At 67.2% G+C, this 25,237-nt stretch carries 38 protein-coding genes; 35 read left to right on the top strand and 3 right to left on the bottom strand.

Annotated elements, in window-relative coordinates; translation table 11 throughout:
* Positions 1-466 precede the first annotated feature (466 nt).
* The 31 genes from rpsJ to truA all read left to right on the top strand — a co-directional run bounded on the left by rpsJ (position 467) and on the right by truA (position 17,545).
* Positions 467-775, top strand: coding sequence for a 30S ribosomal protein S10 (gene rpsJ / locus OOK40_RS10515; protein WP_003948644.1), 309 nt, complete (start codon positions 467-469; stop codon positions 773-775).
* A 14-nt stretch (positions 776-789) separates the two neighbouring features.
* Positions 790-1,434, top strand: coding sequence for a 50S ribosomal protein L3 (rplC, locus tag OOK40_RS10510; protein ID WP_266479171.1), 645 nt, complete (start codon positions 790-792; stop codon positions 1,432-1,434).
* 5 nt (positions 1,435-1,439) lie between these two features.
* Positions 1,440-2,090 carry a 50S ribosomal protein L4 gene (gene rplD / locus OOK40_RS10505; RefSeq protein WP_266479169.1) on the top strand — a complete coding sequence of 217 codons (651 nt, stop codon included), beginning with the start codon at positions 1,440-1,442 and terminating at the stop codon, positions 2,088-2,090.
* Positions 2,090-2,413, top strand: a complete 324-nt coding sequence (rplW, locus tag OOK40_RS10500; protein WP_266479168.1) for a 50S ribosomal protein L23 — start codon at positions 2,090-2,092, stop codon at positions 2,411-2,413. The genes rplD and rplW overlap by 1 nt, the downstream gene beginning before the upstream one ends.
* 39 nt (positions 2,414-2,452) lie before the next feature.
* Positions 2,453-3,289: a 50S ribosomal protein L2 gene (gene rplB / locus OOK40_RS10495; protein WP_108151510.1), complete on the top strand. Its 837-nt coding sequence runs from the start codon at positions 2,453-2,455 to the stop codon at positions 3,287-3,289.
* 12 nt (positions 3,290-3,301) lie between these two features.
* Complete coding sequence (gene rpsS, locus OOK40_RS10490; RefSeq protein ID WP_003956461.1) at positions 3,302-3,583, top strand: 30S ribosomal protein S19; 282 nt, start codon at positions 3,302-3,304, stop codon at positions 3,581-3,583.
* Positions 3,584-3,623: 40 nt separating this feature from the next.
* Positions 3,624-3,971, top strand: a complete 348-nt coding sequence (gene rplV / locus OOK40_RS10485) for a 50S ribosomal protein L22 (RefSeq protein ID WP_004571827.1) — start codon at positions 3,624-3,626, stop codon at positions 3,969-3,971.
* A complete protein-coding gene (gene rpsC, locus OOK40_RS10480) occupies positions 3,971-4,816 on the top strand; it encodes a 30S ribosomal protein S3 (protein ID WP_266479167.1) in 846 nt (281 codons plus the stop codon). The genes rplV and rpsC overlap by 1 nt, the downstream gene beginning before the upstream one ends.
* A 5-nt stretch (positions 4,817-4,821) precedes the next feature.
* The gene (rplP, locus tag OOK40_RS10475) at positions 4,822-5,241 is read left to right on the top strand and encodes a 50S ribosomal protein L16 (RefSeq protein ID WP_014047785.1); all 420 of its coding nucleotides are present in this window, start codon (positions 4,822-4,824) and stop codon (positions 5,239-5,241) included.
* Positions 5,241-5,465 (top strand): 50S ribosomal protein L29, encoded by a 225-nt coding sequence (gene rpmC, locus OOK40_RS10470; protein ID WP_142214203.1) that lies wholly within the window; start codon positions 5,241-5,243, stop codon positions 5,463-5,465. Before rplP ends, rpmC begins: the two co-directional genes overlap by 1 nt.
* Positions 5,465-5,749 carry a 30S ribosomal protein S17 gene (gene rpsQ / locus OOK40_RS10465; RefSeq protein ID WP_266479166.1) on the top strand — a complete coding sequence of 95 codons (285 nt, stop codon included), beginning with the start codon at positions 5,465-5,467 and terminating at the stop codon, positions 5,747-5,749. The genes rpmC and rpsQ overlap by 1 nt, the downstream gene beginning before the upstream one ends.
* A gap of 100 nt (positions 5,750-5,849) precedes the next feature.
* A complete protein-coding gene (gene rplN, locus OOK40_RS10460) occupies positions 5,850-6,218 on the top strand; it encodes a 50S ribosomal protein L14 (RefSeq protein ID WP_003956455.1) in 369 nt (122 codons plus the stop codon).
* A gap of 2 nt (positions 6,219-6,220) precedes the next feature.
* A complete protein-coding gene (gene rplX / locus OOK40_RS10455) occupies positions 6,221-6,544 on the top strand; it encodes a 50S ribosomal protein L24 (RefSeq protein ID WP_142214201.1) in 324 nt (107 codons plus the stop codon).
* Positions 6,544-7,101: a 50S ribosomal protein L5 gene (gene rplE, locus OOK40_RS10450; protein WP_266479165.1), complete on the top strand. Its 558-nt coding sequence runs from the start codon at positions 6,544-6,546 to the stop codon at positions 7,099-7,101. Before rplX ends, rplE begins: the two co-directional genes overlap by 1 nt.
* 5 nt (positions 7,102-7,106) lie before the next feature.
* A complete protein-coding gene (locus OOK40_RS10445) occupies positions 7,107-7,292 on the top strand; it encodes a type Z 30S ribosomal protein S14 (protein ID WP_099500629.1) in 186 nt (61 codons plus the stop codon).
* A 210-nt stretch (positions 7,293-7,502) separates the two neighbouring features.
* Complete coding sequence (gene rpsH / locus OOK40_RS10440) at positions 7,503-7,901, top strand: 30S ribosomal protein S8 (protein WP_005313538.1); 399 nt, start codon at positions 7,503-7,505, stop codon at positions 7,899-7,901.
* Between the two features lie 21 nt (positions 7,902-7,922).
* Positions 7,923-8,462: a 50S ribosomal protein L6 gene (gene rplF, locus OOK40_RS10435; protein WP_266479164.1), complete on the top strand. Its 540-nt coding sequence runs from the start codon at positions 7,923-7,925 to the stop codon at positions 8,460-8,462.
* Between the two features lie 3 nt (positions 8,463-8,465).
* Positions 8,466-8,849, top strand: coding sequence for a 50S ribosomal protein L18 (rplR, locus tag OOK40_RS10430; RefSeq protein WP_266479163.1), 384 nt, complete (start codon positions 8,466-8,468; stop codon positions 8,847-8,849).
* Positions 8,850-8,895: 46 nt separating this feature from the next.
* Positions 8,896-9,501: a 30S ribosomal protein S5 gene (gene rpsE / locus OOK40_RS10425; protein WP_266479162.1), complete on the top strand. Its 606-nt coding sequence runs from the start codon at positions 8,896-8,898 to the stop codon at positions 9,499-9,501.
* Complete coding sequence (gene rpmD, locus OOK40_RS10420; protein WP_005313525.1) at positions 9,501-9,683, top strand: 50S ribosomal protein L30; 183 nt, start codon at positions 9,501-9,503, stop codon at positions 9,681-9,683. The genes rpsE and rpmD overlap by 1 nt, the downstream gene beginning before the upstream one ends.
* A 1-nt stretch (position 9,684) precedes the next feature.
* Positions 9,685-10,140 (top strand): 50S ribosomal protein L15, encoded by a 456-nt coding sequence (rplO, locus tag OOK40_RS10415; RefSeq protein WP_142214197.1) that lies wholly within the window; start codon positions 9,685-9,687, stop codon positions 10,138-10,140.
* Positions 10,141-10,389: 249 nt separating this feature from the next.
* Complete coding sequence (gene secY / locus OOK40_RS10410) at positions 10,390-11,709, top strand: preprotein translocase subunit SecY (RefSeq protein ID WP_266479159.1); 1,320 nt, start codon at positions 10,390-10,392, stop codon at positions 11,707-11,709.
* Entirely contained in the window at positions 11,709-12,368 is a 660-nt protein-coding gene (locus tag OOK40_RS10405) for an adenylate kinase (protein ID WP_266479157.1), read from the top strand. Before secY ends, OOK40_RS10405 begins: the two co-directional genes overlap by 1 nt.
* Before the next feature lie 98 nt (positions 12,369-12,466).
* Positions 12,467-13,303 carry a type I methionyl aminopeptidase gene (gene map / locus OOK40_RS10400; protein ID WP_266479155.1) on the top strand — a complete coding sequence of 279 codons (837 nt, stop codon included), beginning with the start codon at positions 12,467-12,469 and terminating at the stop codon, positions 13,301-13,303.
* 141 nt (positions 13,304-13,444) lie between these two features.
* Positions 13,445-13,666 carry a translation initiation factor IF-1 gene (infA, locus tag OOK40_RS10395; protein ID WP_003956442.1) on the top strand — a complete coding sequence of 74 codons (222 nt, stop codon included), beginning with the start codon at positions 13,445-13,447 and terminating at the stop codon, positions 13,664-13,666.
* A gap of 61 nt (positions 13,667-13,727) precedes the next feature.
* Positions 13,728-13,841: a 50S ribosomal protein L36 gene (rpmJ, locus tag OOK40_RS10390; protein ID WP_003956441.1), complete on the top strand. Its 114-nt coding sequence runs from the start codon at positions 13,728-13,730 to the stop codon at positions 13,839-13,841.
* 191 nt (positions 13,842-14,032) lie between these two features.
* A complete protein-coding gene (gene rpsM / locus OOK40_RS10385) occupies positions 14,033-14,413 on the top strand; it encodes a 30S ribosomal protein S13 (RefSeq protein WP_142214193.1) in 381 nt (126 codons plus the stop codon).
* 65 nt (positions 14,414-14,478) lie between these two features.
* The gene (gene rpsK, locus OOK40_RS10380) at positions 14,479-14,883 is read left to right on the top strand and encodes a 30S ribosomal protein S11 (RefSeq protein ID WP_003956432.1); all 405 of its coding nucleotides are present in this window, start codon (positions 14,479-14,481) and stop codon (positions 14,881-14,883) included.
* A gap of 107 nt (positions 14,884-14,990) precedes the next feature.
* A complete protein-coding gene (locus OOK40_RS10375) occupies positions 14,991-16,013 on the top strand; it encodes a DNA-directed RNA polymerase subunit alpha (RefSeq protein ID WP_003956430.1) in 1,023 nt (340 codons plus the stop codon).
* Positions 16,014-16,109: 96 nt separating this feature from the next.
* A complete protein-coding gene (gene rplQ, locus OOK40_RS10370; RefSeq protein WP_266479151.1) occupies positions 16,110-16,598 on the top strand; it encodes a 50S ribosomal protein L17 in 489 nt (162 codons plus the stop codon).
* A gap of 77 nt (positions 16,599-16,675) precedes the next feature.
* Positions 16,676-17,545, top strand: a complete 870-nt coding sequence (gene truA, locus OOK40_RS10365; protein ID WP_266479149.1) for a tRNA pseudouridine(38-40) synthase TruA — start codon at positions 16,676-16,678, stop codon at positions 17,543-17,545.
* Here the strand turns inward: truA and OOK40_RS10360 are convergent.
* Positions 17,516-18,499 (bottom strand): hypothetical protein, encoded by a 984-nt coding sequence (locus OOK40_RS10360; RefSeq protein ID WP_266479147.1) that lies wholly within the window; start codon positions 18,497-18,499, stop codon positions 17,516-17,518. The genes truA and OOK40_RS10360 overlap by 30 nt on opposite strands.
* A gap of 55 nt (positions 18,500-18,554) precedes the next feature.
* Between OOK40_RS10360 and OOK40_RS10355 the strand changes: the two genes are divergently transcribed.
* The 4 genes from OOK40_RS10355 to glmM all read left to right on the top strand — a co-directional run bounded on the left by OOK40_RS10355 (position 18,555) and on the right by glmM (position 23,447).
* A complete protein-coding gene (locus OOK40_RS10355; protein ID WP_266479145.1) occupies positions 18,555-20,177 on the top strand; it encodes an ABC-F family ATP-binding cassette domain-containing protein in 1,623 nt (540 codons plus the stop codon).
* Between the two features lie 765 nt (positions 20,178-20,942).
* Positions 20,943-21,386 (top strand): 50S ribosomal protein L13, encoded by a 444-nt coding sequence (gene rplM / locus OOK40_RS10350; protein ID WP_266479143.1) that lies wholly within the window; start codon positions 20,943-20,945, stop codon positions 21,384-21,386.
* Positions 21,387-21,428: 42 nt separating this feature from the next.
* Positions 21,429-21,947, top strand: a complete 519-nt coding sequence (rpsI, locus tag OOK40_RS10345) for a 30S ribosomal protein S9 (protein WP_266479141.1) — start codon at positions 21,429-21,431, stop codon at positions 21,945-21,947.
* A gap of 141 nt (positions 21,948-22,088) precedes the next feature.
* Positions 22,089-23,447 carry a phosphoglucosamine mutase gene (gene glmM, locus OOK40_RS10340; protein ID WP_266479139.1) on the top strand — a complete coding sequence of 453 codons (1,359 nt, stop codon included), beginning with the start codon at positions 22,089-22,091 and terminating at the stop codon, positions 23,445-23,447.
* 41 nt (positions 23,448-23,488) lie between these two features.
* On the opposite strand, the gene OOK40_RS10335 is transcribed toward glmM, so the two are convergent.
* On the bottom strand, positions 23,489-24,439 hold the full coding sequence (locus tag OOK40_RS10335; RefSeq protein WP_266479137.1) for a DUF389 domain-containing protein: 951 nt from the start codon (positions 24,437-24,439) through the stop codon (positions 23,489-23,491).
* Between the two features lie 2 nt (positions 24,440-24,441).
* On the bottom strand, positions 24,442-25,237 hold a 796-nt coding region (gene coaA / locus OOK40_RS10330), incomplete at its 5' end, for a type I pantothenate kinase (protein WP_266479135.1).

Genomic DNA, 25,237 nt, shown 5'->3' with positions numbered 1-25,237 from the left:
AGGCGGTCCGCGCTCAGCAAGACGGCCGATCGACACGCGAGGTTGCCTCGCGTCGCAAGGGCGTGGGTGAGAAGCGGATCAGTGGGGTACTCTCTCCGGCCGCGATTGGCCAGGGGTCTGCCCCATATGGCACACTAGCCAGGTTGCTCGGTTGAGTGCCAATGCTGCGCGCCTCCCGCCGGGAGGACCGGAAGCGAGTCCCACAGTACTCGTCGCCCCATCTGCCGTAAGGCGGCGCTGGAGCGGACGTACGGGAATCTTCCGGGAAGTGTCAGCGGGGTACCGACCAGGCACTCGGTGGGTGTTCTTCCCCCGATGCGCGGCTACGGCCCGCACCCCTTGGTTGGGAAATCCTTCGGGAGATCTTCGTAGAGGGAGTGCGACACGCCCGACCGCGTGGGTCGGAGAAGAAAGCAGTACCCGCCGAGTTCCAGAGCGTTACGAGAGACAGGACTACTGAGTAGCCATGGCGGGACAGAAGATCCGCATCCGGCTCAAGGCCTACGACCACGAGGTCATCGACTCTTCGGCGAAGAAGATCGTCGAGACGGTGACCCGTACTGGTGCGTCGGTTGCAGGCCCGGTGCCGCTGCCCACTGAGAAGAACGTGTACTGCGTCATCAAGTCGCCGCACAAGTACAAGGACTCGCGCGAGCACTTCGAGATGCGCACGCACAAGCGCCTGATCGACATCCTCGACCCGACGCCCAAGACCGTTGACTCGTTGATGCGCCTGGACCTTCCGGCCGGCGTTGACATCGAGATCAAGCTCTGAGAGGCGCGGAAGAGATGGCTAAGCAGATCAAGGGCATCCTGGGCGAGAAGCTCGGCATGACCCAGGTCTGGGACGAGAACAACCGTGTCGTCCCGGTGACTGTGGTCAAGGCCGGTCCGAACGTTGTGACCCAGGTCCGTACGAATGACGTCGACGGCTACGAGTCGGTCCAGATCGCCTTCGGCGAGATCGACCCTCGCAAGGTGAACAAGCCCCTCAAGGGCCACTTCGCCAAGGCCGACGTGACCCCGCGCCGCCACCTGGTGGAGCTCCGTACCTCCGACGCCAGCGAGTACACGCTCGGCCAGGAGATCACTGCCGAGCTGTTCGAGTCCGGCGTCAAGGTTGACGTCACGGGCAAGAGCAAGGGCAAGGGCTTCGCCGGTGTCATGAAGCGTCACAACTTCAAGGGCCTCGGCGCCGGTCACGGCACCCAGCGCAAGCACCGCTCGCCCGGTTCCATCGGTGGCTGCGCCACCCCTGGGCGTGTCTTCAAGGGCATGCGCATGGCGGGCCGCATGGGTAACGAGCGGGTCACCACCCAGAACCTGACCATCCACGCGGTTGACGCGGAGAAGGGCCTGCTGCTCATCAAGGGCGCGGTTCCTGGTCCGAACGGCGGCCTCGTCCTCGTCCGCACTGCGGCCAAGGGGGTCTGAGGACTATGAGCACCATTGACATTCTGTCGCCCGCGGGCGACAAGTCCGGGACCGTCGAGCTCCCGGCCGAGATCTTCGACGCCAAGGTCAGCATCCCGCTGATCCACCAGGTCGTCGTCGCGCAGCTGGCCGCCGCCCGTCAGGGCACGCACAAGGTCAAGCGCCGTGGCGAGGTCCGTGGTGGTGGCAAGAAGCCTTACCGCCAGAAGGGCACCGGCCGCGCGCGCCAGGGTTCGACCCGTGCGCCGCAGTTCGCCGGCGGTGGCGTCGTCCACGGCCCCACGCCGCGTGACTACTCGCAGCGGACCCCCAAGAAGATGAAGGCCGCCGCCCTGCGCGGTGCCCTCTCCGACCGGGCCCGCAACAGCCGTATCCACGTCGTCACCGGCGTGGTCGACGGTGGCGTCTCCACGAAGGCCGCGAAGACCCTGCTGGGCAAGATCAGCGAGCGCAAGCACGTGCTCCTGGTCGTCGAGCGGGCCGACGAGGCCGCGTGGCTCTCCGCCCGCAACCTGCCCCAGGTGCACCTCCTGGAGCCGGGCCAGCTGAACACGTACGACGTGCTCGTCTCCGACGACGTGGTCTTCACCAAGGCCGCCTTCGAGTCCTTCGTGTCTGGCCCCAAGGCCGCTGAGACCGAAGGGAGCGACGCCTGATGTCCGAGGCGACCGTAACCAGCAAGACCTTCACGGACCCGCGCGACGTTCTCGTCAAGCCGGTTGTGTCCGAGAAGAGCTACGCCCTGCTCGACGAGAACAAGTACACGTTCATCGTCGCGCCCGGCTCCAACAAGACCCAGATCAAGCAGGCCGTCGAGGCGGTCTTCTCGGTCAAGGTCACCGGGGTCAACACGATCAACCGTCAGGGTAAGCGCAAGCGCACCAAGACCGGTTTCGGCAAGCGCGCCAACACCAAGCGCGCCATCGTGACCCTCGCTGAGGGCGACCGAATCGACATCTTCGGCGGCCCGACCTCCTGACGGAGGTCGAGTCGTCCGGAATCGGACGAGGACTGAGAAATGGGTATCCGCAAGTACAAGCCGACGACCCCGGGCCGTCGTGGCTCCAGCGTCGCCGACTTTGTCGAGATCACGCGGTCCACGCCGGAGAAGTCGCTGGTCCGCCCCCTGCACAGCAAGGGCGGCCGTAACAACACCGGTCGTGTGACCGTCCGTCACCAGGGCGGTGGCCACAAGCGCGCCTACCGCGTGATCGACTTCCGTCGTCACGACAAGGACGGCGTGCCGGCCAAGGTCGCTCACATCGAGTACGACCCGAACCGCACCGCGCGCATCGCGCTTCTGCACTACGCAGACGGCGAGAAGCGCTACATCATCGCGCCCAAGGGCCTGACGCAGGGCGACCGTGTCGAGAACGGCCCGGCCGCCGACATCAAGCCCGGCAACAACCTGGCGCTGCGCAACATCCCGGTCGGTACGACCATCCACGCCATCGAGCTGCGGCCCGGCGGCGGCGCGAAGTTCGCCCGTTCCGCGGGTGCCTCCGTGCAGCTGCTGGCGAAGGAGGGCACTATGGCCCACCTTCGTATGCCGTCCGGTGAGATCCGGCTGGTCGACGCCCGCTGCCGCGCCACCATCGGCGAGGTCGGCAACGCCGAGCAGTCGAACATCAACTGGGGCAAGGCCGGCCGTCTGCGCTGGAAGGGCGTACGCCCGACCGTCCGCGGTGTCGCGATGAACCCGGTTGACCACCCGCACGGTGGTGGTGAGGGCAAGACCTCCGGTGGTCGCCACCCGGTCAGCCCGTGGGGTCAGAAGGAGGGTCGTACTCGCTCGCCGAAGAAGGCATCGAGCAAGTACATCGTCCGCCGCCGCAAGACGAACAAGAAGCGCTAGGAGCGGGTTTAGATGCCGCGCAGTCTCAAGAAGGGGCCCTTCGTCGACGACCACCTCATCAAGAAGGTGGATGTCCAGAACGAAGCCGGCACCAAGAACGTCATCAAGACCTGGTCCCGTCGCTCGATGATCGTCCCGGCCATGCTGGGCCACACGATCGCGGTGCACAACGGCAAGACCCACGTCCCGGTGTTCGTCACCGAGTCGATGGTCGGCCACAAGCTCGGCGAGTTCTCGCCGACTCGCACCTTCCGCGGCCACGTCAAGGACGACCGGAAGTCGAAGCGCCGCTAACGCGGGGTGACTGACTATGACTTACACCGAAGGGACAACCATGGAAGCCAGGGCCCAGGCGCGGTACATCCGCGTCACGCCCATGAAGGCCCGCCGAGTGGTGGACCTCATCCGTGGCATGGATGCCACGGAGGCTCAGGCGGTCCTGCGTTTCGCCCCGCAGGCCGCGAGCGTGCCGGTTGGCAAGGTGCTTGACAGCGCCATCGCCAACGCTGCACACAACTACGACCACACCGACGCCTCTTCGCTGGTCATCAGCGAGGCGTACGTGGACGAGGGCCCGACCCTGAAGCGGTTCCGTCCGCGTGCTCAGGGCCGTGCCTACCGGATCCGTAAGCGGACCAGCCACATCACCGTGGTCGTCAGCAGCAAGGAAGGAACCCGGTAATGGGCCAGAAGGTTAACCCGCATGGGTTCCGGCTCGGCATCACGACGGACTTCAAGTCCCGTTGGTACGCCGACAAGCTGTACAAGGACTACGTCAAGGAAGACGTCGCCATCCGTCGGATGATGACGTCCGGCATGGAGCGCGCCGGTATCTCGAAGGTTGAGATCGAGCGCACCCGTGACCGCGTGCGGGTGGACATCCACACCGCGCGTCCCGGCATCGTCATCGGCCGCCGTGGCGCCGAGGCCGACCGCATCCGCGGCGACCTCGAGAAGCTCACGGGCAAGCAGGTCCAGCTGAACATCCTCGAGGTCAAGAACCCCGAGGTCGACGCTCAGCTGGTCGCGCAGGCCGTTGCCGAGCAGCTGTCCTCCCGCGTCTCCTTCCGTCGCGCCATGCGTAAGAGCATGCAGGGCACGATGAAGGCCGGCGCCAAGGGCATCAAGATCCAGTGTGGCGGCCGTCTCGGCGGCGCCGAGATGTCCCGCTCGGAGTTCTACCGCGAGGGCCGCGTGCCCCTGCACACGCTCCGTGCGAACGTCGACTACGGCTTCTTCGAGGCCAAGACGACCTTCGGCCGTATCGGTGTGAAGGTCTGGATCTACAAGGGCGACGTCAAGAACATCGCCGAGGTCCGCGCCGAGAACGCCGCTGCCCGCGCCGGCAACCGTCCGGCCCGAGGCGGCACCGACCGCCCGGCCGGTCGCGGTGGCCGTGGTGGCGAGCGTGGTGGCGGTCGCGGCCGCAAGCCGCAGCAGTCCGCGCCGGCAGCCGAGGCCCCCAAGGCCGAGGCTCCCGCCGCTGCCGCTGCTCCGGCTGCTGAGAGCACCGGAACGGAGGCCTGACCGACATGCTGATCCCCCGTAGGGTCAAGCACCGCAAGCAGCACCACCCCAAGCGCAGCGGTATGTCCAAGGGTGGTACGCAGGTTGCGTTCGGCGAGTACGGCATTCAGGCCCTCACTCCGGCGTACGTGACCAACCGCCAGATCGAGGCGGCTCGTATCGCGATGACCCGCCACATCAAGCGTGGCGGCAAGGTCTGGATCAACATCTACCCGGACCGTCCGCTGACGAAGAAGCCTGCCGAGACCCGCATGGGTTCCGGTAAGGGTTCCCCGGAGTGGTGGATCGCGAACGTCAAGCCCGGTCGGGTGATGTTCGAGCTGTCCTACCCGAACGAGAAGATTGCGCGTGAGGCGCTTACCCGCGCTGCTCACAAGCTTCCGATGAAGTGCCGGATCGTTCGGCGCGAGGCAGGTGAGTCGTGATGTCTACCGGTACCAAGGCGTCCGAGCTGCGCGAACTGGGCAACGAGGAGCTTGTTGCCAAGCTCCGCGAGGCCAAGGAAGAGCTGTTCAACCTCCGCTTTCAGGCGGCGACCGGTCAGCTCGAGAACCACGGTCGGCTGAAGGCCGTCCGGAAGGACATCGCGCGGATCTACACCCTGATGCGTGAGCGCGAGCTGGGCATCGAGACGGTGGAGAGCGCCTGATGAGCGAGAGCAACGTGACTGAGAACAAGATCGACCGCGGATTCCGCAAGACCCGTGAGGGTCTGGTCGTCAGCGACAAGATGGACAAGACCGTCGTCGTCGCCGTCGAGGACCGCGTGAAGCACGCGCTGTACGGCAAGGTCATCCGCCGTACGAACAAGCTCAAGGCGCACGACGAGCAGAACGCTGCCGGCGTCGGCGACCGCGTCCTCATCATGGAGACGCGTCCGCTGTCGGCGACCAAGCGCTGGCGCATCGTCGAGATCCTCGAGAAGGCCAAGTAATTACTTGAAGGGGTAACCCTTCGAGTCGGTTCCGCCAGGCTCGGCCGGGGCTGTCCAGTACAGCCCCGGCCGGGAACCGGCAGACAAACAGGAGATAGACGTGATCCAGCAGGAGTCGCGACTGCGTGTCGCCGACAACACTGGTGCCAAGGAGATCCTTTGCATCCGTGTTCTCGGTGGTTCCGGTCGCCGCTACGCGGGCATCGGTGACGTCATTGTCGCCACCGTCAAGGACGCGATCCCCGGTGGCAACGTGAAGAAGGGTGACGTCGTCAAGGCGGTCATCGTTCGCACCGTCAAGGAGCGCCGCCGCCAGGACGGCTCGTACATCCGCTTCGACGAGAACGCCGCTGTCATTCTGAAGAACGACGGCGACCCTCGCGGCACCCGTATCTTCGGCCCGGTGGGCCGTGAGCTGCGCGAGAAGAAGTTCATGAAGATCATCTCGCTCGCGCCGGAGGTGCTGTAAGCATGAAGATCAAGAAGGGCGACCTGGTTCAGGTCATCACCGGCAAGGACAAGGGCAAGCAGGGCAAGGTCATCGCGGCCTTCCCCCGCGAGGACCGCGTTCTGGTCGAGGGTGTCAACCGGGTCAAGAAGCACACCAAGGCCGGTCAGACCGCTCGCGGTTCGCAGACCGGTGGCATCGTCACGACCGAGGCCCCTGTCCACGTGAGCAACGTTCAGCTCGTCGTGGAGAAGGACGGCAACAAGGTCGTCACGCGCGTCGGTTACCGCTTCGACGACGAGGGCAACAAGATCCGCGTTGCCAAGCGGACGGGTGAGGACATCTGATGGCTACCACCACCACTCCGCGTCTGAAGACGAAGTACCGCGAGGAGATCGCGGGCAAGCTGCGTGAGGAGTTCTCGTTCGAGAACGTCATGCAGATCCCCGGCCTCGTCAAGATCGTGGTCAACATGGGTGTGGGCGACGCCGCCCGCGACTCCAAGCTGATCGACGGCGCGATTCGCGACCTCACCACGATCACCGGCCAGAAGCCTGCCGTCACCAAGGCTCGTAAGTCCATCGCGCAGTTCAAGCTGCGTGAGGGCCAGCCGATCGGCTGCCACGTCACGCTTCGTGGCGACCGCATGTGGGAGTTCCTGGACCGCACCCTGTCGCTCGCGCTTCCGCGCATCCGCGACTTCCGTGGTCTGTCCCCCAAGCAGTTCGACGGCCGTGGCAACTACACCTTCGGTCTCACGGAGCAGGTCATGTTCCACGAGATCGACCAGGACAAGATCGACCGCGTCCGGGGTATGGACATCACCGTGGTCACCACGGCGACCAACGACGCTGAGGGCCGCGCGCTCCTTCGTCACCTCGGCTTCCCGTTCAAGGAGGCGTAAGCGAGATGGCGAAGAAGGCTCTTGTTGCCAAGGCTGCTCGTAAGCCCAAGTTCGGTGTGCGCGCCTACACCCGCTGCCAGCGCTGTGGCCGTCCGCACTCCGTCTACCGCAAGTTCGGCCTGTGCCGCGTGTGCCTTCGTGAGATGGCTCACCGTGGCGAGCTGCCGGGCGTGACCAAGAGCTCCTGGTAATTCCCTACTTGGGAATTACCGGAGGCTCTCGGTAAGTATCTGGTCGGCGGGAGCCCTCCTTCACATGCCGTAGGCTTGTGGGGTTGGGCGCCCGCCGCCCTGACCGACTTACTACGCCGTAGGTCCCCGCACCGCACCCGTCCCGCCACTGAGTGGGGAGAGGGATGGCGCATACAGGAAACCCCGGCGAGAGAGGCCGAAGGCCAATTCATGACCATGACTGATCCCATCGCAGACATGCTCACGCGTCTGCGTAACGCGAACTCGGCATACCACGACTCCGTCGTGATGCCGCACAGCAAGATCAAGTCGCACATCGCGGAGATCCTCCAGCAGGAGGGCTTCATCACCGGCTGGAAGGTCGAGGACGCCGAGGTCGGCAAGAACCTCGTCCTGGAGCTGAAGTTCGGCCCGAACCGCGAGCGTTCGATCGCCGGCATCAAGCGAATCTCCAAGCCGGGTCTGCGCGTGTACGCGAAGTCCACCAACCTGCCGAAGGTTCTCGGCGGCCTGGGCGTGGCGATCATCTCCACGTCCCACGGTCTCCTGACCGGCCAGCAGGCGCAGAAGAAGGGCGTGGGTGGGGAAGTCCTCGCCTACGTCTGGTAGTCGGGAACGGAGGAATAGCTAATGTCGCGAATCGGCAAGCTCCCCATCCAGGTTCCCGCCGGTGTGGACGTCACCATCGATGGCCGCACGGTCGCGGTGAAGGGCCCCAAGGGTTCCCTCTCGCACACCGTCGCCGCGCCGATCGAGATTGTTAAGGGCGAGGACGGCGTTCTCAACGTCACCCGTCCCAACGACGAGCGTCAGAACAAGGCCCTGCACGGCCTGTCCCGCACGCTGGTGGCGAACATGATCACCGGCGTGACCCAGGGGTACGTCAAGGCGCTCGAGATCAGCGGTGTCGGTTACCGCGTCGCCGCGAAGGGCTCCAACCTGGAGTTCCAGCTCGGCTACAGCCACTCGATCCTGGTGGAGGCGCCCGAGGGCATCTCCTTCAAGGTCGAGTCGCCGACCAAGTTCTCGGTCGAGGGCATCGACAAGCAGAAGGTCGGCGAGGTCGCCGCGAACATCCGCAAGCTGCGGAAGCCCGACCCGTACAAGGCCAAGGGTGTCAAGTACGCCGGCGAGGTCATCCGCCGCAAGGTCGGAAAGGCGGGTAAGTAAGCCATGGCATACGGTGTGAAGATTGCCAAGGGCGACGCGTACAAGCGCGCCGCCATCAAGCGCCGCCACATCCGCGTCCGCAAGCACGTCTCCGGCACGCCGGAGCGTCCGCGCCTGGTCGTGACGCGCTCCAACCGCAACATCGTTGCGCAGGTCATCGACGACATCGCGGGCCACACGCTCGCGTCGGCGTCGACCCTGGACACCTCGATTCGTGGTGGCGAGGGCGACAAGAGCGCCCAGGCCAAGCAGGTCGGCGCGCTTGTCGCCGAGCGTGCGAAGGCTGCCGGCGTCGAGACCGTCGTGTTCGACCGTGGTGGCAACAGGTACGCCGGGCGCATTGCCGCTCTGGCTGACGCCGCCCGCGAAGCCGGGCTGAAGTTCTGAGCCCCGGTTCCGGGACTAACGGACGTAACAGAGAGAGGTAAATCCAATGGCTGGACCCCAGCGCCGCGGAAGCGGTGCCGGTGGCGGCGAGCGGCGGGACCGGAAGGGTCGCGACGGTGGCCCTGCCGCCGAGAAGACCGCTTATGTTGAGCGCGTTGTCGCGATCAACCGCGTTGCCAAGGTTGTCAAGGGTGGTCGCCGCTTCAGCTTCACCGCGCTGGTCGTGGTGGGCGACGGTGACGGCACCGTAGGTGTCGGATACGGCAAGGCCAAGGAAGTTCCCGCGGCCATCGCCAAGGGCGTTGAAGAGGCCAAGAAGAACTTCTTCAAGGTTCCGCGTATCCAGGGCACCATCCCGCACCCGATCACGGGCGAGAAGGCCGCGGGCGTCGTCCTGCTCAAGCCTGCTTCCCCCGGTACCGGTGTTATCGCCGGTGGCCCGGTGCGCGCCGTGCTCGAGTGCGCCGGCGTTCACGACATCCTGTCGAAGTCGCTCGGCTCGTCCAACGCGATCAACATCGTGCACGCGACCGTGGCGGCCCTCAAGGGCCTGCAGCGTCCCGAGGAGATCGCGGCTCGCCGTGGTCTGCCCCTCGAGGACGTCGCCCCCGCGGCTCTGCTTCGTGCGCGTGCGGGAGCGGGTGCTGCGTAATGGCCCGCCTCAAGATCACGCAGACGAAGTCGTACATCGGCAGCAAGCAGAACCACCGCGACACCCTGCGTTCGCTCGGGCTCAAGCGCCTGAACGACGTGGTTGTCAAGGAGGACCGTCCCGAGTTCCGCGGCATGGTGCACACCGTCCGCCACCTCGTCACGGTTGAGGAGGTCGACTGACATGGCGGAGAACAACCCGCTGAAGGTCCACAACCTCCGGCCCGCCCCGGGCGCCAAGACCGCCAAGACCCGTGTGGGTCGTGGTGAGGCGTCCAAGGGTAAGACCGCAGGTCGTGGTACCAAGGGCACCAAGGCCCGTTACCAGGTTCCGGAGCGCTTCGAGGGTGGGCAGATGCCCCTCCACATGCGTCTCCCGAAGCTCAAGGGCTTCAAGAACCCGTTCCGCACCGAGTACCAGGTCGTGAACCTGGACAAGCTCGGCGCCCTCTACCCGGAGGGTGGCGAGGTCACCGTTGCCGACCTGGTCGCCAAGGGTGCGGTGCGCAAGAACAGCCTCGTCAAGGTCCTGGGCCAGGGCGAGATCTCCGTGGCGCTGCAGGTGACGGTTGACGCCGTCTCCGGTTCCGCCAAGGAGAAGATTGCCGCTGCCGGCGGCACCGTCACCGAGCTCGTCTGAGACGAGTTCAGTGGCTGAAAGCTGAAAATCGACCGGGGATGCCTCTCAAATGGGGCATCCCCGGTTGGTCGTTCCTAGGGGGGCACTTCCGCCGGTAAGGTGGCGTGCACTGTTGCTGTAAACAAAGGGGGTTCTGCCCCCGGACCGCGTGGTCTGTGCACCTGGACCAAGCGGAATGCTTGATACGTATTCGTCGATCCTCAATACCGTCACCTCTGACGCAGTAGCGCGGGGGTCGCAGGAGGCACCGTGCTCACCGCGTTCGCCCGGGCGTTCAAGACGCCCGACCTGCGCAAGAAGCTGCTCTTCACGCTCGCCATCATCGTGCTGTACCGGCTGGGATCACACATCCCGGTCCCTGGCGTCGATTACCAGAACGTACAGACGTGTGTGGACCAGGCTTCGAAGGGCAACAACAGCCTGTTCGGCCTGGTCAACATGTTCAGTGGCGGAGCGCTGCTGCAGATCACGATCTTCGCGCTCGGCATCATGCCGTACATCACGGCGAGCATCATCCTGCAGCTGCTGACCGTGGTCATTCCGCGGCTGGAGGCCCTCAAGAAGGAGGGCCAGTCCGGTACCGCGAAGATCACGCAGTACACGCGCTATCTGACGGTCGCCCTCGCCGTGCTGCAGGGCACCGGCCTGGTCGCCACCGCCCGCTCCGGAGCACTCTTCGGCAACTGTTCCGTCGGCGACCAGATCGTTCCCGACCGCTCGATCTTCACCACCATCGTCATGGTCGTCACCATGACCGCGGGCACCGCCGCAGTCATGTGGCTCGGTGAGCTCATCACCGACCGCGGCATCGGCAACGGCATGTCGATCCTGATGTTCATCTCGATCGCCGCCGGTTTCCCGGGTGCCCTGTGGGCCATCAAGGCGAGCGGAAAGCTCGCCAAGGGCTGGATCGAGTTCGGGACCGTCATCCTGATCGGCTTTGTGATGGTCGCCCTGGTCGTCTTCGTCGAGCAGGCCCAGCGCCGTATCCCGGTTCAGTACGCGAAGCGCATGATCGGGCGGCGTTCGTACGGCGGCACGTCCACGTACATCCCGCTGAAGGTGAACCAGGCGGGTGTGATTCCCGTCATCTTCGCCTCGTCGCTGCTCTACATTCCGGCGCTGGTCGCGCAGTTCTCCAACTCGCAAGCGGGCTGGAAGACGTGGATTGAACAGCACTTCGTCAAGGGCGACCACCCGTACTACATCGCGACGTACTTCCTGTTGATCGTGTTCTTCGCCTTCTTCTATGTGGCGATCTCGTTCAACCCCGAGGAAGTCGCGGACAACATGAAGAAGTATGGTGGCTTCATCCCGGGTATCCGGGCAGGTCGACCTACTGCCGAGTACCTGAGCTACGTGCTCAACAGGATCACTTGGCCGGGCTCGCTGTACCTGGGTCTGATTGCTCTTGTCCCGACGATGGCGTTGGCAGGCTTCGGAGGCGCGAACCAGAACTTCCCGTTCGGCGGGACGAGCATCCTCATCATCGTGGGTGTGGGTCTGGAGACCGTGAAGCAGATCGAGAGCCAGCTCCAGCAGCGCAATTACGAAGGGTTCCTCCGCTGATGCGAATCGTCCTCGTCGGGCCGCCCGGTGCCGGCAAGGGAACGCAGGCTGCGTACCTTGCCAAGAACCTGTCGATCCCGCACATCTCCACGGGCGACCTCTTCCGCGCCAACATCAGCCAGGGCACGGAGCTCGGTCTCCAGGCCAAGGCCTACATGGACGCGGGAGATCTGGTGCCCGACGAGGTCACCATCGGCATGGCCAAGGACCGGATGGAACAGCCGGATGCCGCGAACGGCTTTCTGCTGGACGGCTTCCCGCGCAATGTCTCGCAGGCCGAGGCGCTCGACGCGATGCTCAAGTCCGAGGGCATGACGCTGGACGCGGTGCTCGACCTTGAGGTCCCCGAGGACGAGGTCGTGAAGCGGATCGCGGGTCGCCGCATCTGCCGCAACGACTCCGGCCATGTCTTCCATGTCACGTACTCCCCGTCGAAGCACGAGGGTGTCTGCGACATCTGCGGCGGCGACCTCTACCAGCGCGACGACGACTCCGAGGAGACCGTGCGCCGGCGCCTCGAGGTCTACCACACGCAGACCGAGCCGATCATCGACTACTACCGGGCGCAGAACCTGGTAGTCACGATCTCCGCGCTCGGCAAGGTCACGGACGTGACGCAGCGGGCGATGGACGCGCTGAAGAAGTCCGCGAAGAGCTGAGCAGTACCCCGTAGTAACTCCTGGTACGGCCGCGGTGTCCGACGGACGCCGCGGCCGTACTGTTGAGCAGAGACACGTCAGAGGTGGAAGGCAAGGCCATGGTGGAGATCAAGACCCCGGAGCAGATCGCCAAGATGCGTGAGGCGGGGCTGGTCGTCGCCGCGATCCATGCGGCGACACGCGAAGCGGCCGTGCCGGGCGCCACCACGAAGGATCTGGACGAGGTCGCCCGCAAGGTGATCGCCGACCATGGTGCGAAGTCGAACTTCCTCGGGTACGGCGGCTTCCCCGCGACCATCTGCACCTCGGTCAACGAGGTGGTCGTGCACGGCATCCCGGACGAGAAGACCGTCCTCAAGGACGGCGACGTCATCTCGGTCGACGCCGGGGCGATCATCGACGGCTGGCACGGCGACGCGGCCTACACGGTCTTCGTCGGCGATGGTCACGCTCCGGAGCTGATCGAACTCTCCCGGGTCACCGAGGAGTCGATGTGGGCCGGTATCGCGGCGATGAAGAACGGCAGCCGGCTGGTCGACGTCTCCCGTGCGATCGAGACGTACATCCGCCGCCAGCCGAAGCCGGGCGGCGGACGGTACGGGATCATCGAGGAGTACGGCGGCCACGGCATCGGCACCGAGATGCACATGGACCCGCACCTGCTGAACTATGTCTCGCGCAAGCGCGGCAAAGGCCCGAAGCTGGTCCCCGGCTTCTGCCTGGCGATCGAGCCGATGGTCTCGCTGGGCACCCCGCACACCGAGGTGCTCCAGGACGACTGGACGGTCATCACGACGGACGGCACGTGGTCCTCGCACTGGGAGCACTCGGTGGCTCTGACGGAAGAGGGCCCGCTGGTGCTGACGGCGCCCGACGGCGGCAGGGCGAAGCTGGCGGAGCTGGGCATCACGACGGCGCCGGACCCGCTGGCTTAACGATCTCCGGGGGTGGGCAGACTTGCCGGATTCGTCATTTCGGATGGCCTGACGTAGACTGATGCGTCGGCTCTCGTGTACTCGTGTGTCTGCATGCGGTGAGCGTGAGTCGATCAAGGTAGCCGATTCGAAAGGCGAAGCGTGGCCAAGAAGCAAGGTGCCATCGAAATTGAGGGCACCGTGATCGAGTCCCTCCCGAACGCCATGTTCAAGGTGGAACTCCAGAACGGTCACAAGGTCCTCGCGCACATCTCCGGCAAGATGCGGATGCACTACATCCGTATTCTCCCGGACGACCGGGTCGTCGTGGAGCTGTCTCCGTACGACCTGACGCGTGGGCGGATCGTCTACCGATACAAGTAGATCTTGCCCGCACCCCGCTTCGGCGTGGGTGGTGGCACTGACCCGGAGAACCTCACATCCCATGAAGGTCAAGCCGAGCGTCAAGAAGATCTGCGACAAGTGCAAGGTGATCCGCCGTCACGGTCGGGTCATGGTCATCTGCGACAACCTGCGCCACAAGCAGCGCCAGGGCTGAAGCACGACCTGCACCTCGCAGTTCTTCGCGCGACGCACGTAATACGTACATACGCAGAGCCCGTCCAAGCTACGGCTGACGACACCTCCGGCGGGGGCCGGGGACCCGGGCCGTACCACCTCTCTTGCGCGAGAGGTCGGCGGTCGGGAGCGGCTCTGCGGAAGACCCCCGAAAACAACTGGAGCCATTGAATGGCACGCGTTTCAGGTGTTGACATCCCGCGCGACAAGCGTGTGGAGGTTGCCCTCACCTACGTCTTCGGCATCGGGCGCACCCGGTCCAAGGAGATCCTCGCCACCACCGGCGTGAACCCGAACACCCGCGTTCGTGACCTGGCCGAAGAGGACCTCGTCAAGATCCGCGAGTACGTCGACGCCAACCTCCGCACCGAGGGTGACCTCCGCCGTGAGGTTCAGGCCGACATCCGCCGTAAGGTCGAGATCGGCTGCTACCAGGGTCTGCGGCACCGCCGCGGCCTGCCGGTCCACGGTCAGCGCACCAGCACGAACGCTCGTACCCGCAAGGGCCCGCGTCGCGCCATCGCCGGCAAGAAGAAGCCGGGCAAGAAGTAGTCCTCAGCGGACGCTCATCAGCGGTCTTCGCTGTAGGACCGACCACCTCCCTGTAGGAGATATAGATGCCCCCCAAGGGTCGTCAGGGCGCTGCCAAGAAGGTGCGCCGCAAGGAAAAGAAGAACGTCGCTCACGGGCACGCCCACATCAAGAGCACGTTCAACAACACGATCGTCTCGATCACGGACCCCTCGGGCAACGTGATCTCCTGGGCCTCCGCCGGCCACGTCGGCTTCAAGGGCTCGCGCAAGTCCACCCCCTTCGCCGCGCAGATGGCCGCCGAGTCGGCCGCCCGCCGCGCGCAGGAGCACGGCATGCGCAAGGTTGACGTCTTCGTCAAGGGTCCCGGCTCCGGCCGTGAGACCGCGATCCGCTCCCTCCAGGCCACCGGCCTCGAGGTCGGCTCGATCCAGGACGTCACCCCCACCCCGCACAACGGCTGCCGCCCCCCGAAGCGTCGCCGCGTCTGACCCCGTAGGGGCCGGACTTCGGGCGGTATGGCGCTTCGGTGCCGTACCGCCCGTACCCTTGTTCCGTTGGCATCAAATAGTGGGTGCCAAGACTGGAGGCATTTCTCATGCTTATCGCTCAGCGTCCTTCGCTGACCGAAGAGGTCGTCGACGAGTACCGCTCACGGTTCGTGATCGAGCCGCTGGAGCCGGGCTTCGGCTACACCCTCGGTAACTCGCTCCGCCGTACGCTCCTCTCCTCGATCCCCGGCGCTGCTGTCACCAGCATCCGGATCGACGGTGTCCTGCACGAGTTCACCACCGTGCCGGGCGTCAAGGAGGACGTCACCGACCTCATCCTCAACATCAAGCAGCTGGTCGTCTCCTCGGAGCACGACGAGCCGGTCGTGATGTACCTGCGCAAGCAGGGTCCCGGCCTGGTCACCGCTGCTGACATCGCCCCGCCGGCCGGTGTCGAGGTCCACAACCCGGACCTCGTTCTGGCGACGCTGAACGGCAAGGGCAAGCTGGAGATGGAGCTGACCGTCGAGCGCGGTCGCGGCTACGTCTCCGCCGTGCAGAACAAGCAGGTGGGCCAGGAGATCGGCCGTATCCCGGTCGACTCCATCTACTCGCCGGTGCTCAAGGTCACGTACAAGGTCGAGGCGACCCGTGTCGAGCAGCGCACCGACTTCGACAAGCTGATCGTCGATGTCGAGACCAAGCAGGCCATGCGTCCGCGTGACGCCATGGCGTCGGCCGGTAAGACCCTGGTCGAGCTGTTCGGTCTGGCGCGCGAGCTCAACATCGACGCCGAGGGCATCGACATGGGTCCGTCCCCGACGGACGCCGCGCTCGCTGCCGATCTGGCGCTGCCGATCGAGGAGCTCGAGCTCACCGTTCGTTCGTACAACTGCCTCAAGCGCGAGGGCATCCACTCCGTGGGTGAGCTCGTCGCCCGCTCCGAGGCCGACCTGCTCGACATCCGCAACTTCGGTGCGAAGTCGATCGACGAGGTCAAGGCGAAGCTGGCCGGCATGGGTCTGGCCCTGAAGGACAGCCCGCCCGGATTCGACCCGACCGCCGCCGCCGACGCCTTCGGTGCCGACGACGACGCGGACGCGGGCTTCGTGGAGACCGAGCAGTACTGAGCCCTGCGGTTCAGGGAAACTTCCGGCGGGCGGCCGCCCGCCGGTAACTGACACCGGTACCTGATACGGCCGGTGCAGATCACAAGGAGAAACACCATGCCGCGTCCCACCAAGGGAGCCCGTTTCGGCGGCAGCGCCGCGCACGAGCGTCTGCTTCTCGCGAACCTCGCGAAGTCGCTGTTCGAGCACGGCCGCATCACCACGACCGAGGCCAAGGCCCGCCGCCTGCGTCCGGTCGCCGAGCGCCTGATCACCAAGGCGAAGAAGGGCGACATCCACAACCGTCGTCTGGTGCTGCAGACGATCACGGACAAGGGCATCGTGCACACGCTCTTCACCGAGATCGCTCCTCGCTACGCCGAGCGCCCGGGTGGCTACACCCGCATCACCAAGATCGGCAACCGTCGTGGCGACAACGCCCCGATGGCTGTGATCGAGCTGGTCGAGGGTGAGATCGCCAAGAAGGCGACCGTCGCCGAGGCCGAGGCCGCCGCCAAGCGTGCGGTCAAGGAGTCCGAGACCAAGGCCGCCGAGGCCGAGGTCGTCGAGGACGCCAAGCCGGCCGACGAGGCCAAGGACGCCTGAGCGTTCTGACCTGGCTGTGCGAGCGGGCCCGTTCCCTCCGGGGAGCGGGCCCGTTCCGCTTTGAGAGGATCTGATACGTGAGTGACGAGGTGGAGCCCGGACACGTCCGGGTGCGGCTGGACCTGTCGTACGACGGCAGGGACTTCTCCGGCTGGGCCAAGCAGGCCCGTGGGCAACGGACCGTCCAGGGGGACATCGAGGACGCGCTGCGTACGGTGACGCGTTCCTCGCAGACGTACGAACTGACCGTCGCCGGGCGGACGGACGCCGGCGTGCACGCCCGTGGGCAGGTCGCGCATGTGGATCTGCCGGTGGAGGTGTGGGCCGAGCACCGGGAGAAGCTGCTGAAGCGGCTGGCCGGGAGGCTCGCGCGGGATGTGCGGATCTGGCGCGTCGAGGAGGCTCCGGCCGGATTCAACGCGCGCTTCTCGGCGATCTGGCGGCGGTACGCCTACCGCGTGAACGACAACCCCGGTGGTGTCGATCCGCTGTTGCGCGGTCATGTGCTGTGGCACGACTGGCCGTTGGACGTCGACGCCATGAACGCCGCGGCCGAAAAGCTGGTCGGCGAACACGACTTCGCGGCGTACTGCAAGAAGCGCGAGGGCGCCACCACCATCCGTACGCTGCAGCAGCTCTCGTGGGAGCGGGATGCGGCAGGCGTCATCACGGCGACCGTGAAGGCCGATGCCTTCTGCCACAACATGGTGCGCTCCCTGGTCGGCGCGCTGCTGTTCGTGGGGGACGGGCACCGGCCTGTGGAGTGGCCGGGGAAGGTACTGGCCGCGGGCGTACGGGACTCGGCCGTCCATGTGGTGCGGCCGCACGGGCTCACGCTGGAGGAAGTCGGCTACCCCGCAGACGAGTTGCTGGCCGCCCGGAACCGGGAGGCCCGCAACAAGCGCTCGCTGCCCGGGTCAGGCGGCGGGTTGGGCGGCTGCTGCTGAGGCCTGGGCCTCGCCGCGCCTGCGGATCTGACGGAACGTGAACTCCCCCAGGTCGTCGCCGATCTGGAAGGCCTTGGTGTCTCCCTTGGTGACGGACTTGGCCTTGGTGTAGCCGGTGAACGTGATGTAGGCGTACCGGCCGTAGGAGTTGTACGTGGAGCGGCAGACCGGGCCGCCCTGGCAGAAGGCGGGGACGCCGTCGCCGGACAGCGGCACGATGTTGCCCGACGCCTGCTGCACGGCCTTCTTGGCCTTGGCCTCGTTCTCGAAGGTGGCCACGCCGACGGTGACCGCGATGCCGCCCGCGCTGTAGGTGACGCGGAAGACCTGTTCGCAGCCGTTGTTTTCGAGGGCCGCGCCGAGGGCGCCCTTGGTGACGGACTTGCAGTCACCGGTGCGGGCCGTGGCGCCCTTGTCGTAGACACGCTCACCCATCGTCAGCTTCCTGCCCGGGAAGAGGGACTCCGCGCTGAGTGGCGCCGTGTCCTTCTTCCGGTCGGAGATGAAGTCCTTGGGGTCCGGCGGGGGCAGCGGCGCGACCGACGAGAAGGACGGCTCGGGCTGGGTGGTGTCGCTGGGCAGCTCGGGGGCCGCGGGCAGCTGGCTCGCGTTCTTGTCCGAGGACTGGTTGCTGTCATCGCTGTTGGAAGAGACGATCGCGCTCGCCACGATGCCCGCGACCGCGGCGGTGGCGAGCGCGCCGCCGCCGATCAGCAGCCAGCGCCTGCGGCGCGTGCGGGCCGCGGAGGCGTCGGCGAGCGCGGCCCAGTCCGGGGTGTTGTCCGCCGCTGCCGCCCTGGCCCGAAGGCCGAACGGGTCCGGCGTGGCCTGGTCCGCGCCGTACGGGTCAGGTGCGCCGTACGAGTTCTGCCCCCGGTACGGGTCCTGCCCTCCGTACGGGTCCTGGTTCTGTCCACCGGACCCCCACTGGGGTCCCCCCTGCCCAAAGCTCATGCCGCGCATCCTAAACCTGTTGGGCGCACGGGACGTCGGCGGTGAGAATCGGAGCATGGGACATCTCGAGGCGGCGCATCTGGAGTACTACCTACCGGACGGGCGGGTCCTCCTCGGCGACGCCTCGTTCCGCGTGGGCGAAGGCGCGGTGGTCGCCCTGGTCGGGGCGAACGGCGCGGGCAAGACGACCCTGCTGCGGCTGATGGCGGGTGAGCTGCAGGCGCACGGCGGGACGGTGTCGTCGAGCGGCGGGCTCGGCGTGATGCGGCAGTTCGTCGGATCCGTACGGGACGAGCGGACCGTACGCGACCTGCTGGTGTCGGTGGCCCAGCCGCGGATCAGGGAAGCGGCCGCGGCGGTGGATGCCGCGGAACACCTGATCATGACGGTCGACGACGAGGCCGCGCAGATGACGTACGCGCAGGCGCTGAGCGACTGGGCGGAGGCGCGGGGGTACGAGGCTGAGACGGTCTGGGACATGTGCACGACCGCCGCGCTGGGGGTTCCGTACGAGAGCGCGCAGTGGCGGCTGGTGCGCACCCTCAGCGGCGGCGAGCAGAAGCGGCTGGTGCTCGAGGCGCTGCTGCGGGGGCCCGAGGAGGTGCTGCTCCTCGACGAACCGGACAACTATCTGGACGTGCCGGGGAAGCGGTGGCTGGAGGACCGGCTGAAGGAGACCCGTAAGACGGTCCTCTTCGTCTCCCACGACCGGGAGTTGCTGTCGCGGACGGCGGAGAAGATCGTGAGTGTGGAGCCGGGGCCCGCGGGGTCGGACGTGTGGGTGCACGGCGGAGGCTTCGGTACGTATCACGAGGCGCGGCGGGAGCGGTTCGCGCGGTTCGAGGAGCTGAAGCGGCGCTGGGACGAGGAGCACGCGCGGCTGCGCGCGCTCGTGCTGCGGCTGCGGCAGCAGGCGGCGATCAGCCCTGACATGGCGTCGCGGTACCGGGCGATGCAGACGCGCTTCAAGAAGTTCGAGGAGGCGGGCCCGCCGGCCGAGCCGCCGCGCGAGCAGGACATCAAGATGCGGCTGCGGGGCGGGCGCACGGGGGTACGGGCGGTGACCTGCGCCGGGCTTGAGCTCACCGGGCTGATGAAACCGTTCTCGCTGGAGATCTTCTACGGGGAGCGGGTCGCCGTGCTCGGCTCCAACGGGTCCGGGAAGTCGCACTTCCTGCGGCTGCTGGCGGGCGACACGTCCGTGGCGCACAAGGGCGAGTGGAAGCTGGGGGCGCGGGTGGTGCCCGGGCACTTCGCGCAGACGCACGCGCACCCGGAACTGCTCGGGCGGACGCTGGTCGACATCCTGTGGACCGAGCATGCGAAGGACCGGGGCGGGGCGATGTCGGTCCTGCGGCGCTACGAACTGGAACGGCAGGGGGACCAGCGCTTCGAGAAGCTGTCGGGCGGACAGCAGGCGCGGTTCCAGATCCTGCTCCTGGAGCTGGCGGGCACGACGGCGCTGCTGCTGGACGAGCCGACGGACAACCTGGACCTGGAGTCGGCGGAGGCGCTGCAGGAGGGGCTGGAGGCGTACGAGGGGACGGTGCTGGCGGTGACGCACGACAGGTGGTTCGCGAAGACATTCGACCGGTATCTGGTGTTCGGGGCGGACGGGGTGGTGCGGGAGGCGGGGGAGCCGGTGTGGGACGAGGGGAGGGTGGCGCGGGCGCGGTGAGGTGGGGCGGGGCGCGCCTGCGGCGGGCCTTTCCCCCACCCCGCCCCTTCCCGAAACCGGAGCTCCGCCCCGGACCCCGGGGGGCGCGGCAGCTTCGCGCCGCGGGACCCGGGCGGGGCGCAGGGGCTCCGCCGCCTGGAGCGCTTCGCCCCCGCTCTGGGGGCGGCAGCTTCGCGCCGCCGGGGTCCGGACGGGGTGCGCCCCACGCGGGTGAGCGGTCGGCGGCTCTGCCGCCGCCAGTGCTTCGCCCCGGCTCTGTGGGGCGGCAGCTTCGCGTCGCTGGGTGTGGGCGGGGCTGCGCCCCCCGCCGGGCCCCGCTCTTGGCGGCGGCTGCGCCCACGCCGTGGGGTGAGGCCTGGGGCCGGGATCCGCGGGCGGCACCCGGGAAGGCCCCTGGGCGCGGCAGCTGAGGGTCCCAGGGGCGACCCCGGTCCCGAGCGGCGACCGGGGCCGCGCAGGGCGTACAGGGCCACCCTGGGCGTCGGTGGGGGCGGGAACCGGCCAGGCCCAGCGCGCGCATTTTGACCCAGGTGGGGGACCGCGGGTATTCTTCTGGTTCGTTATGCGTATTGGCTTGCTCTATCTCACGTGAGGGGCCCTTACGCCGGTCCACCGGGCCGATGACCAGCGGCAGGCACTCGGGTTGCGTCCCCGTAGCGCCGCCAAGGCTGTCGTGATCGTCCGGGTGGCCTTGTCAGGACCCGTCCCCTCAGCCCTAGCGGGCCTGGGGAGACCCCATCACTGAAGAAGCGAAGGCATACGACCGTGCGTACGTACAGCCCCAAGCCCGGCGATGTGACGCGCCAGTGGCACATCATCGACGCGCAGGACATTGTCCTGGGCCGTCTGGCGACCACCGCCGCCACCCTTCTGCGGGGCAAGCACAAGCCGATCTACGCGCCGCACGTTGACGCTGGTGACTTCGTCATCATCATCAACGCCGAGAAGGTTCACCTGTCCGGCAACAAGCGGACCCAGAAGATGGCGTACCGCCACTCCGGCTACCCGGGTGGTCTGCGTTCCATCCGTTACGACGAGCTGCTCGCCAAGAGCCCCGAGAAGGCCATCGAGAAGGCCATCAAGGGAATGCTCCCCAAGAACACCCTGGGCCGTCAGATGCTCTCGAAGCTGAAGGTCTACGCGGGCGAGAACCACCCGCACGCTGCTCAGCAGCCGGTCCCGTTCGAGATCACCCAGGTCGCGCAGTAGTTCCGGCCACCCCCTAAGACGTAAAGAAATCTGAGGAGAATCGTGGCCGAGACCACTGCAGAGACCCCGCTCGAGGGCGAAGAGACCTTCGCCGAGGTGACGACCTTCGAGTCGGAAGCCCCCGTCGAGGGCGAGTACACCTCCGAGTCCATGGCGTCCCGCTTCGGCGACCCGCAGCCGGCTGCCGGCCTGGGCCGTCGCAAGAACGCCATCGCCCGCGTCCGGATCGTTCCGGGCACCGGCAAGTGGAAGATCAACGGTCGCACCCTTGAGGAGTACTTCCCCAACAAGGTGCACCAGCAGGAAGTCAACGAGCCCTTCAAGGTGCTCGAGCTCGACAACCGCTACGACGTCATCGCCCGCATCTCGGGTGGCGGCGTCTCCGGCCAGGCCGGCGCCCTGCGCCTCGGCGTGGCCCGCGCGCTGAACGAGGCGGACATGGACAACAACCGCCCGGCGCTCAAGAAGGCCGGCTTCCTCTCCCGCGACGACCGTGCGGTCGAGCGCAAGAAGGCCGGTCTGAAGAAGGCCCGCAAGGCCCCGCAGTACAGCAAGCGCTAAATCGCTCGCTGGCCTGTACGGCTTACGTTCGCCCCGGCGGCACTCCGTGCTGCCGGGGCGTTCGTTTATCAACTACCTCGGGCGCATGACGGGCTATGGCGCTCAGAGGCTTGCATTTTCGGAGCATTTCGGAGGACAGCTGTGGGACGACTCTTCGGCACGGACGGCGTGCGCGGTGTCGCCAATGCGGATCTGACGGCGGAGCTCGCGCTCGGCCTCTCAGTCGCTGCGGCACATGTGCTCGCCGAAGCGGGGACCTTTGCAGGGCATCGGCCGACCGCCGTGGTCGGCCGTGATCCGCGAGCGTCGGGAGAGTTCCTGGAGGCCGCCGTCGTGGCGGGTCTCGCGAGCGCGGGCGTCGACGTCCTGCGGGTCGGCGTGCTGCCCACCCCCGCCGTGGCGTATCTCACCGGCGCCCTCGGTGCCGACCTCGGTGTGATGCTCTCTGCGAGCCACAACGCCATGCCGGACAACGGCATCAAGTTCTTCGCGCGCGGCGGCCACAAGCTCGCCGACGAGCTCGAGGACCGTATCGAGACGGTCTACGAGCAGCACCGCACCGGTGAGCCCTGGGAGCGGCCCACCGGCGCGGGCGTCGGCCGGGTCACCGACTACGACGAGGGCTTCGACAGGTACGTCGCCCATCTGATCGCCGTGCTGCCGAACCGCCTCGACGGCCTCAAGGTCGTCCTCGACGAGGCGCACGGCGCGGCCGCCCGCGTCTCGCCCGAGGCCTTCGCCCGGGCCGGGGCCGAGGTCGTCACCATCGGCGCCGACCCCGACGGGCTCAACATCAACGACGGCTGCGGGTCCACGCACCTCGGCATGCTGAAGGCCGCCGTCATCGAGCACGGCGCCGACCTCGGCATCGCGCACGACGGTGACGCGGACCGCTGCCTGGCCGTCGACGGCTCGGGTGAGGAAGTCGACGGGGACCAGATTCTGGCCGTGCTCGCCCTGGCGATGCGCGAGGCCGGGACGCTGCGCAAGGACACCGTCGTCGCCACCGTCATGTCCAACCTCGGTTTCAAGCTGGCGATGGAGCGCGAGGGCGTACAGATGGTGCAGACCGCGGTCGGCGACCGGTACGTACTGGAGTCGATGAAGGCCGAGGGCTACGCCCTGGGCGGCGAGCAGTCCGGGCACGTCATCGTCCTCGACCACGCGACGACCGGCGACGGCACGCTCACCGGCCTGATGCTGGCGGCCCGGGTTGCCGCGACCGGCCGTTCGCTGGCCGAGCTGGCCGCCGTCATGAACCGGCTGCCGCAGGTGCTCATCAACGTCCCGGACGTCGACAAGTCGCGGGTGAGGACCTCCGCCGAGCTGGCAGCCGCCGTAGCCGACGCGGAGCGCGAGCTGGGCGCCACCGGTCGCGTACTGCTGCGTCCTTCGGGCACCGAGCCGCTCGTACGGGTCATGGTCGAAGCCGCCGACATCGAGCAGGCCCGCTCGGTGGCGGGGCGGCTCGCGGACGCGGTCAAGTCCGCGCTCGGCTGATCCTCCCGGACCCCCACGCCGATCCCCGGAGGGGTCTGATGTCAGACCCCTCCGGACTTCGCCGCCGTACGCTCCCGCTGCCTGGCCCACAGGAACTTCTGCACCAGCAGCGTCAGCGTGCCGGCCAGCACGATGCCCAGCAGATTAAGCAGCAGCTGCTCCGTCGAGCCCCAGGTCTGCTCCAGGTCCCCATAGCTGAGTGCCACTGCGGCGTTCGCGGCGGCCGGGACCGTCGTCACCGAGATGGCCACACCGACCAAGGCGCCGGACTTGGCCGAGGTGAGGGAGAGCATGCCTGCCGACCCCGCCAGCACTGCGACGACGAACGAGAACCAGTCCGGGGCGTAGACGAAGCCCGTGTTGGGGCGGTCGGCCTTCAGTTGTTCCTCGGTGAACAGTCCCGTTGAGTCCATGAAGTAGCTGAAGGCGACCGTGAGCGCCATCGCCGCGGCGAAGCCCACGATCAGAGCCAGGAACGAGCGCCACGCCAGGCGCGGGGCGCGCTGGACCAGGGCCGTGCAGATGCCCGCCAGCGGGCCGAACTCCGGGCCCACCGCCATCGCGCCGACGATGAGGATCGCGTTGTCGAGCACCACACCGCACGCCGCGATCATGGTCGCCAGCGTCAGGAAGGCGATGTAGGTGACGGAGAGCGTCGACTCCTCGTGGGTGGCGTCGGTCAGGTGCTCCCAGAGCACCGCGTCCGCGCCCTCGCCCGGCGCCTCGGCCTCCGCCTTGTCGGCGCGGCTGGAGAGCGACAGGTCGATGTTCTCGACGGCGATCGACCCGGTCTCGTCGATGCCCAGCGCGCGCAGGCTGCCGATGAGTTCGTCGCCCGCCTCACGCGCCACGTCGCACAGCACCAGATCGCCCTGGGGATTGCGGGCGACGCCCGGGACGACGGCCAGGTGGGTGGTGCCAACCGTTCTCTCCACCGTCCGTACGACTTCGTCCGTTTGGTCGGCAGGAACGATCAGGCGCAGATGCAGCATGCTCAGAGTTTACGGAGGGAGAGGCGCTGCACCTTGTGGTCGGGTCCCTTCCGGAGCACGAGCGTGGCCCGGCCGCGGGTCGGCGCCACATTCTCCAGCAGATTGGGCTTGTTGATGGTGCGCCACATCGTGCGGGCGTAGTCCAGGGCCTCCTCCTCGGAGACCTGGGTGTACTTCCTGAAGTACGAGAAGGGGTTCTGGAAGGCCGTCTCGCGCAGCTTGCGGAAGCGGTTGAGGTACCAGGTCTCGATGTCCTCGGGCCGCGCGTCCACGTACACACTGAAGTCGAAGTAGTCGGCGAGACCGACGCGGGTGCGGCCGTCCTTGCCGGGCAGGGCCGGCTGGAGGACGTTGAGGCCCTCGACGATCAGGATGTCGGGGCGGCGGACCGTGAGGCGCTCGTCCGGAACGATGTCGTAGATCAGGTGGGAGTAGACGGGGGCGGTGACCTCGTCCTTGCCCGCCTTGATGTCGGCGACGAAACGGGTCAGCGCACGGCGGTCGTACGACTCGGGGAAGCCCTTGCGCGACATCAGGCCGCGGGACTCCAGCTCCTTCATCGGCAGCAGAAAGCCGTCGGTGGTGACCAGCTCGACCCGCGGGTGCTCCGGCCAGCGGGCCAGCATCGCCTGGAGGACACGCGCGACGGTGGACTTGCCGACCGCGACGGACCCGGCGACGCCTATGACGAAGGGGGTGCCGCGCTGCTCGCCGTGGCCGTTGCCGGCGTCGCCCAGGAAGGTGTTGAGCGCACCCCGCAGACCGGCTGTGGCCTGTACGTACAGGTCCGCCCCAGCC

The sequence above is a fragment of the Streptomyces sp. NBC_01481 genome (genome assembly GCF_026339995.1).
Classification (GTDB): Bacteria; Actinomycetota; Actinomycetes; order Streptomycetales; family Streptomycetaceae; genus Streptomyces.
This window is presented reverse-complemented; position numbering and strand designations above follow the sequence as displayed.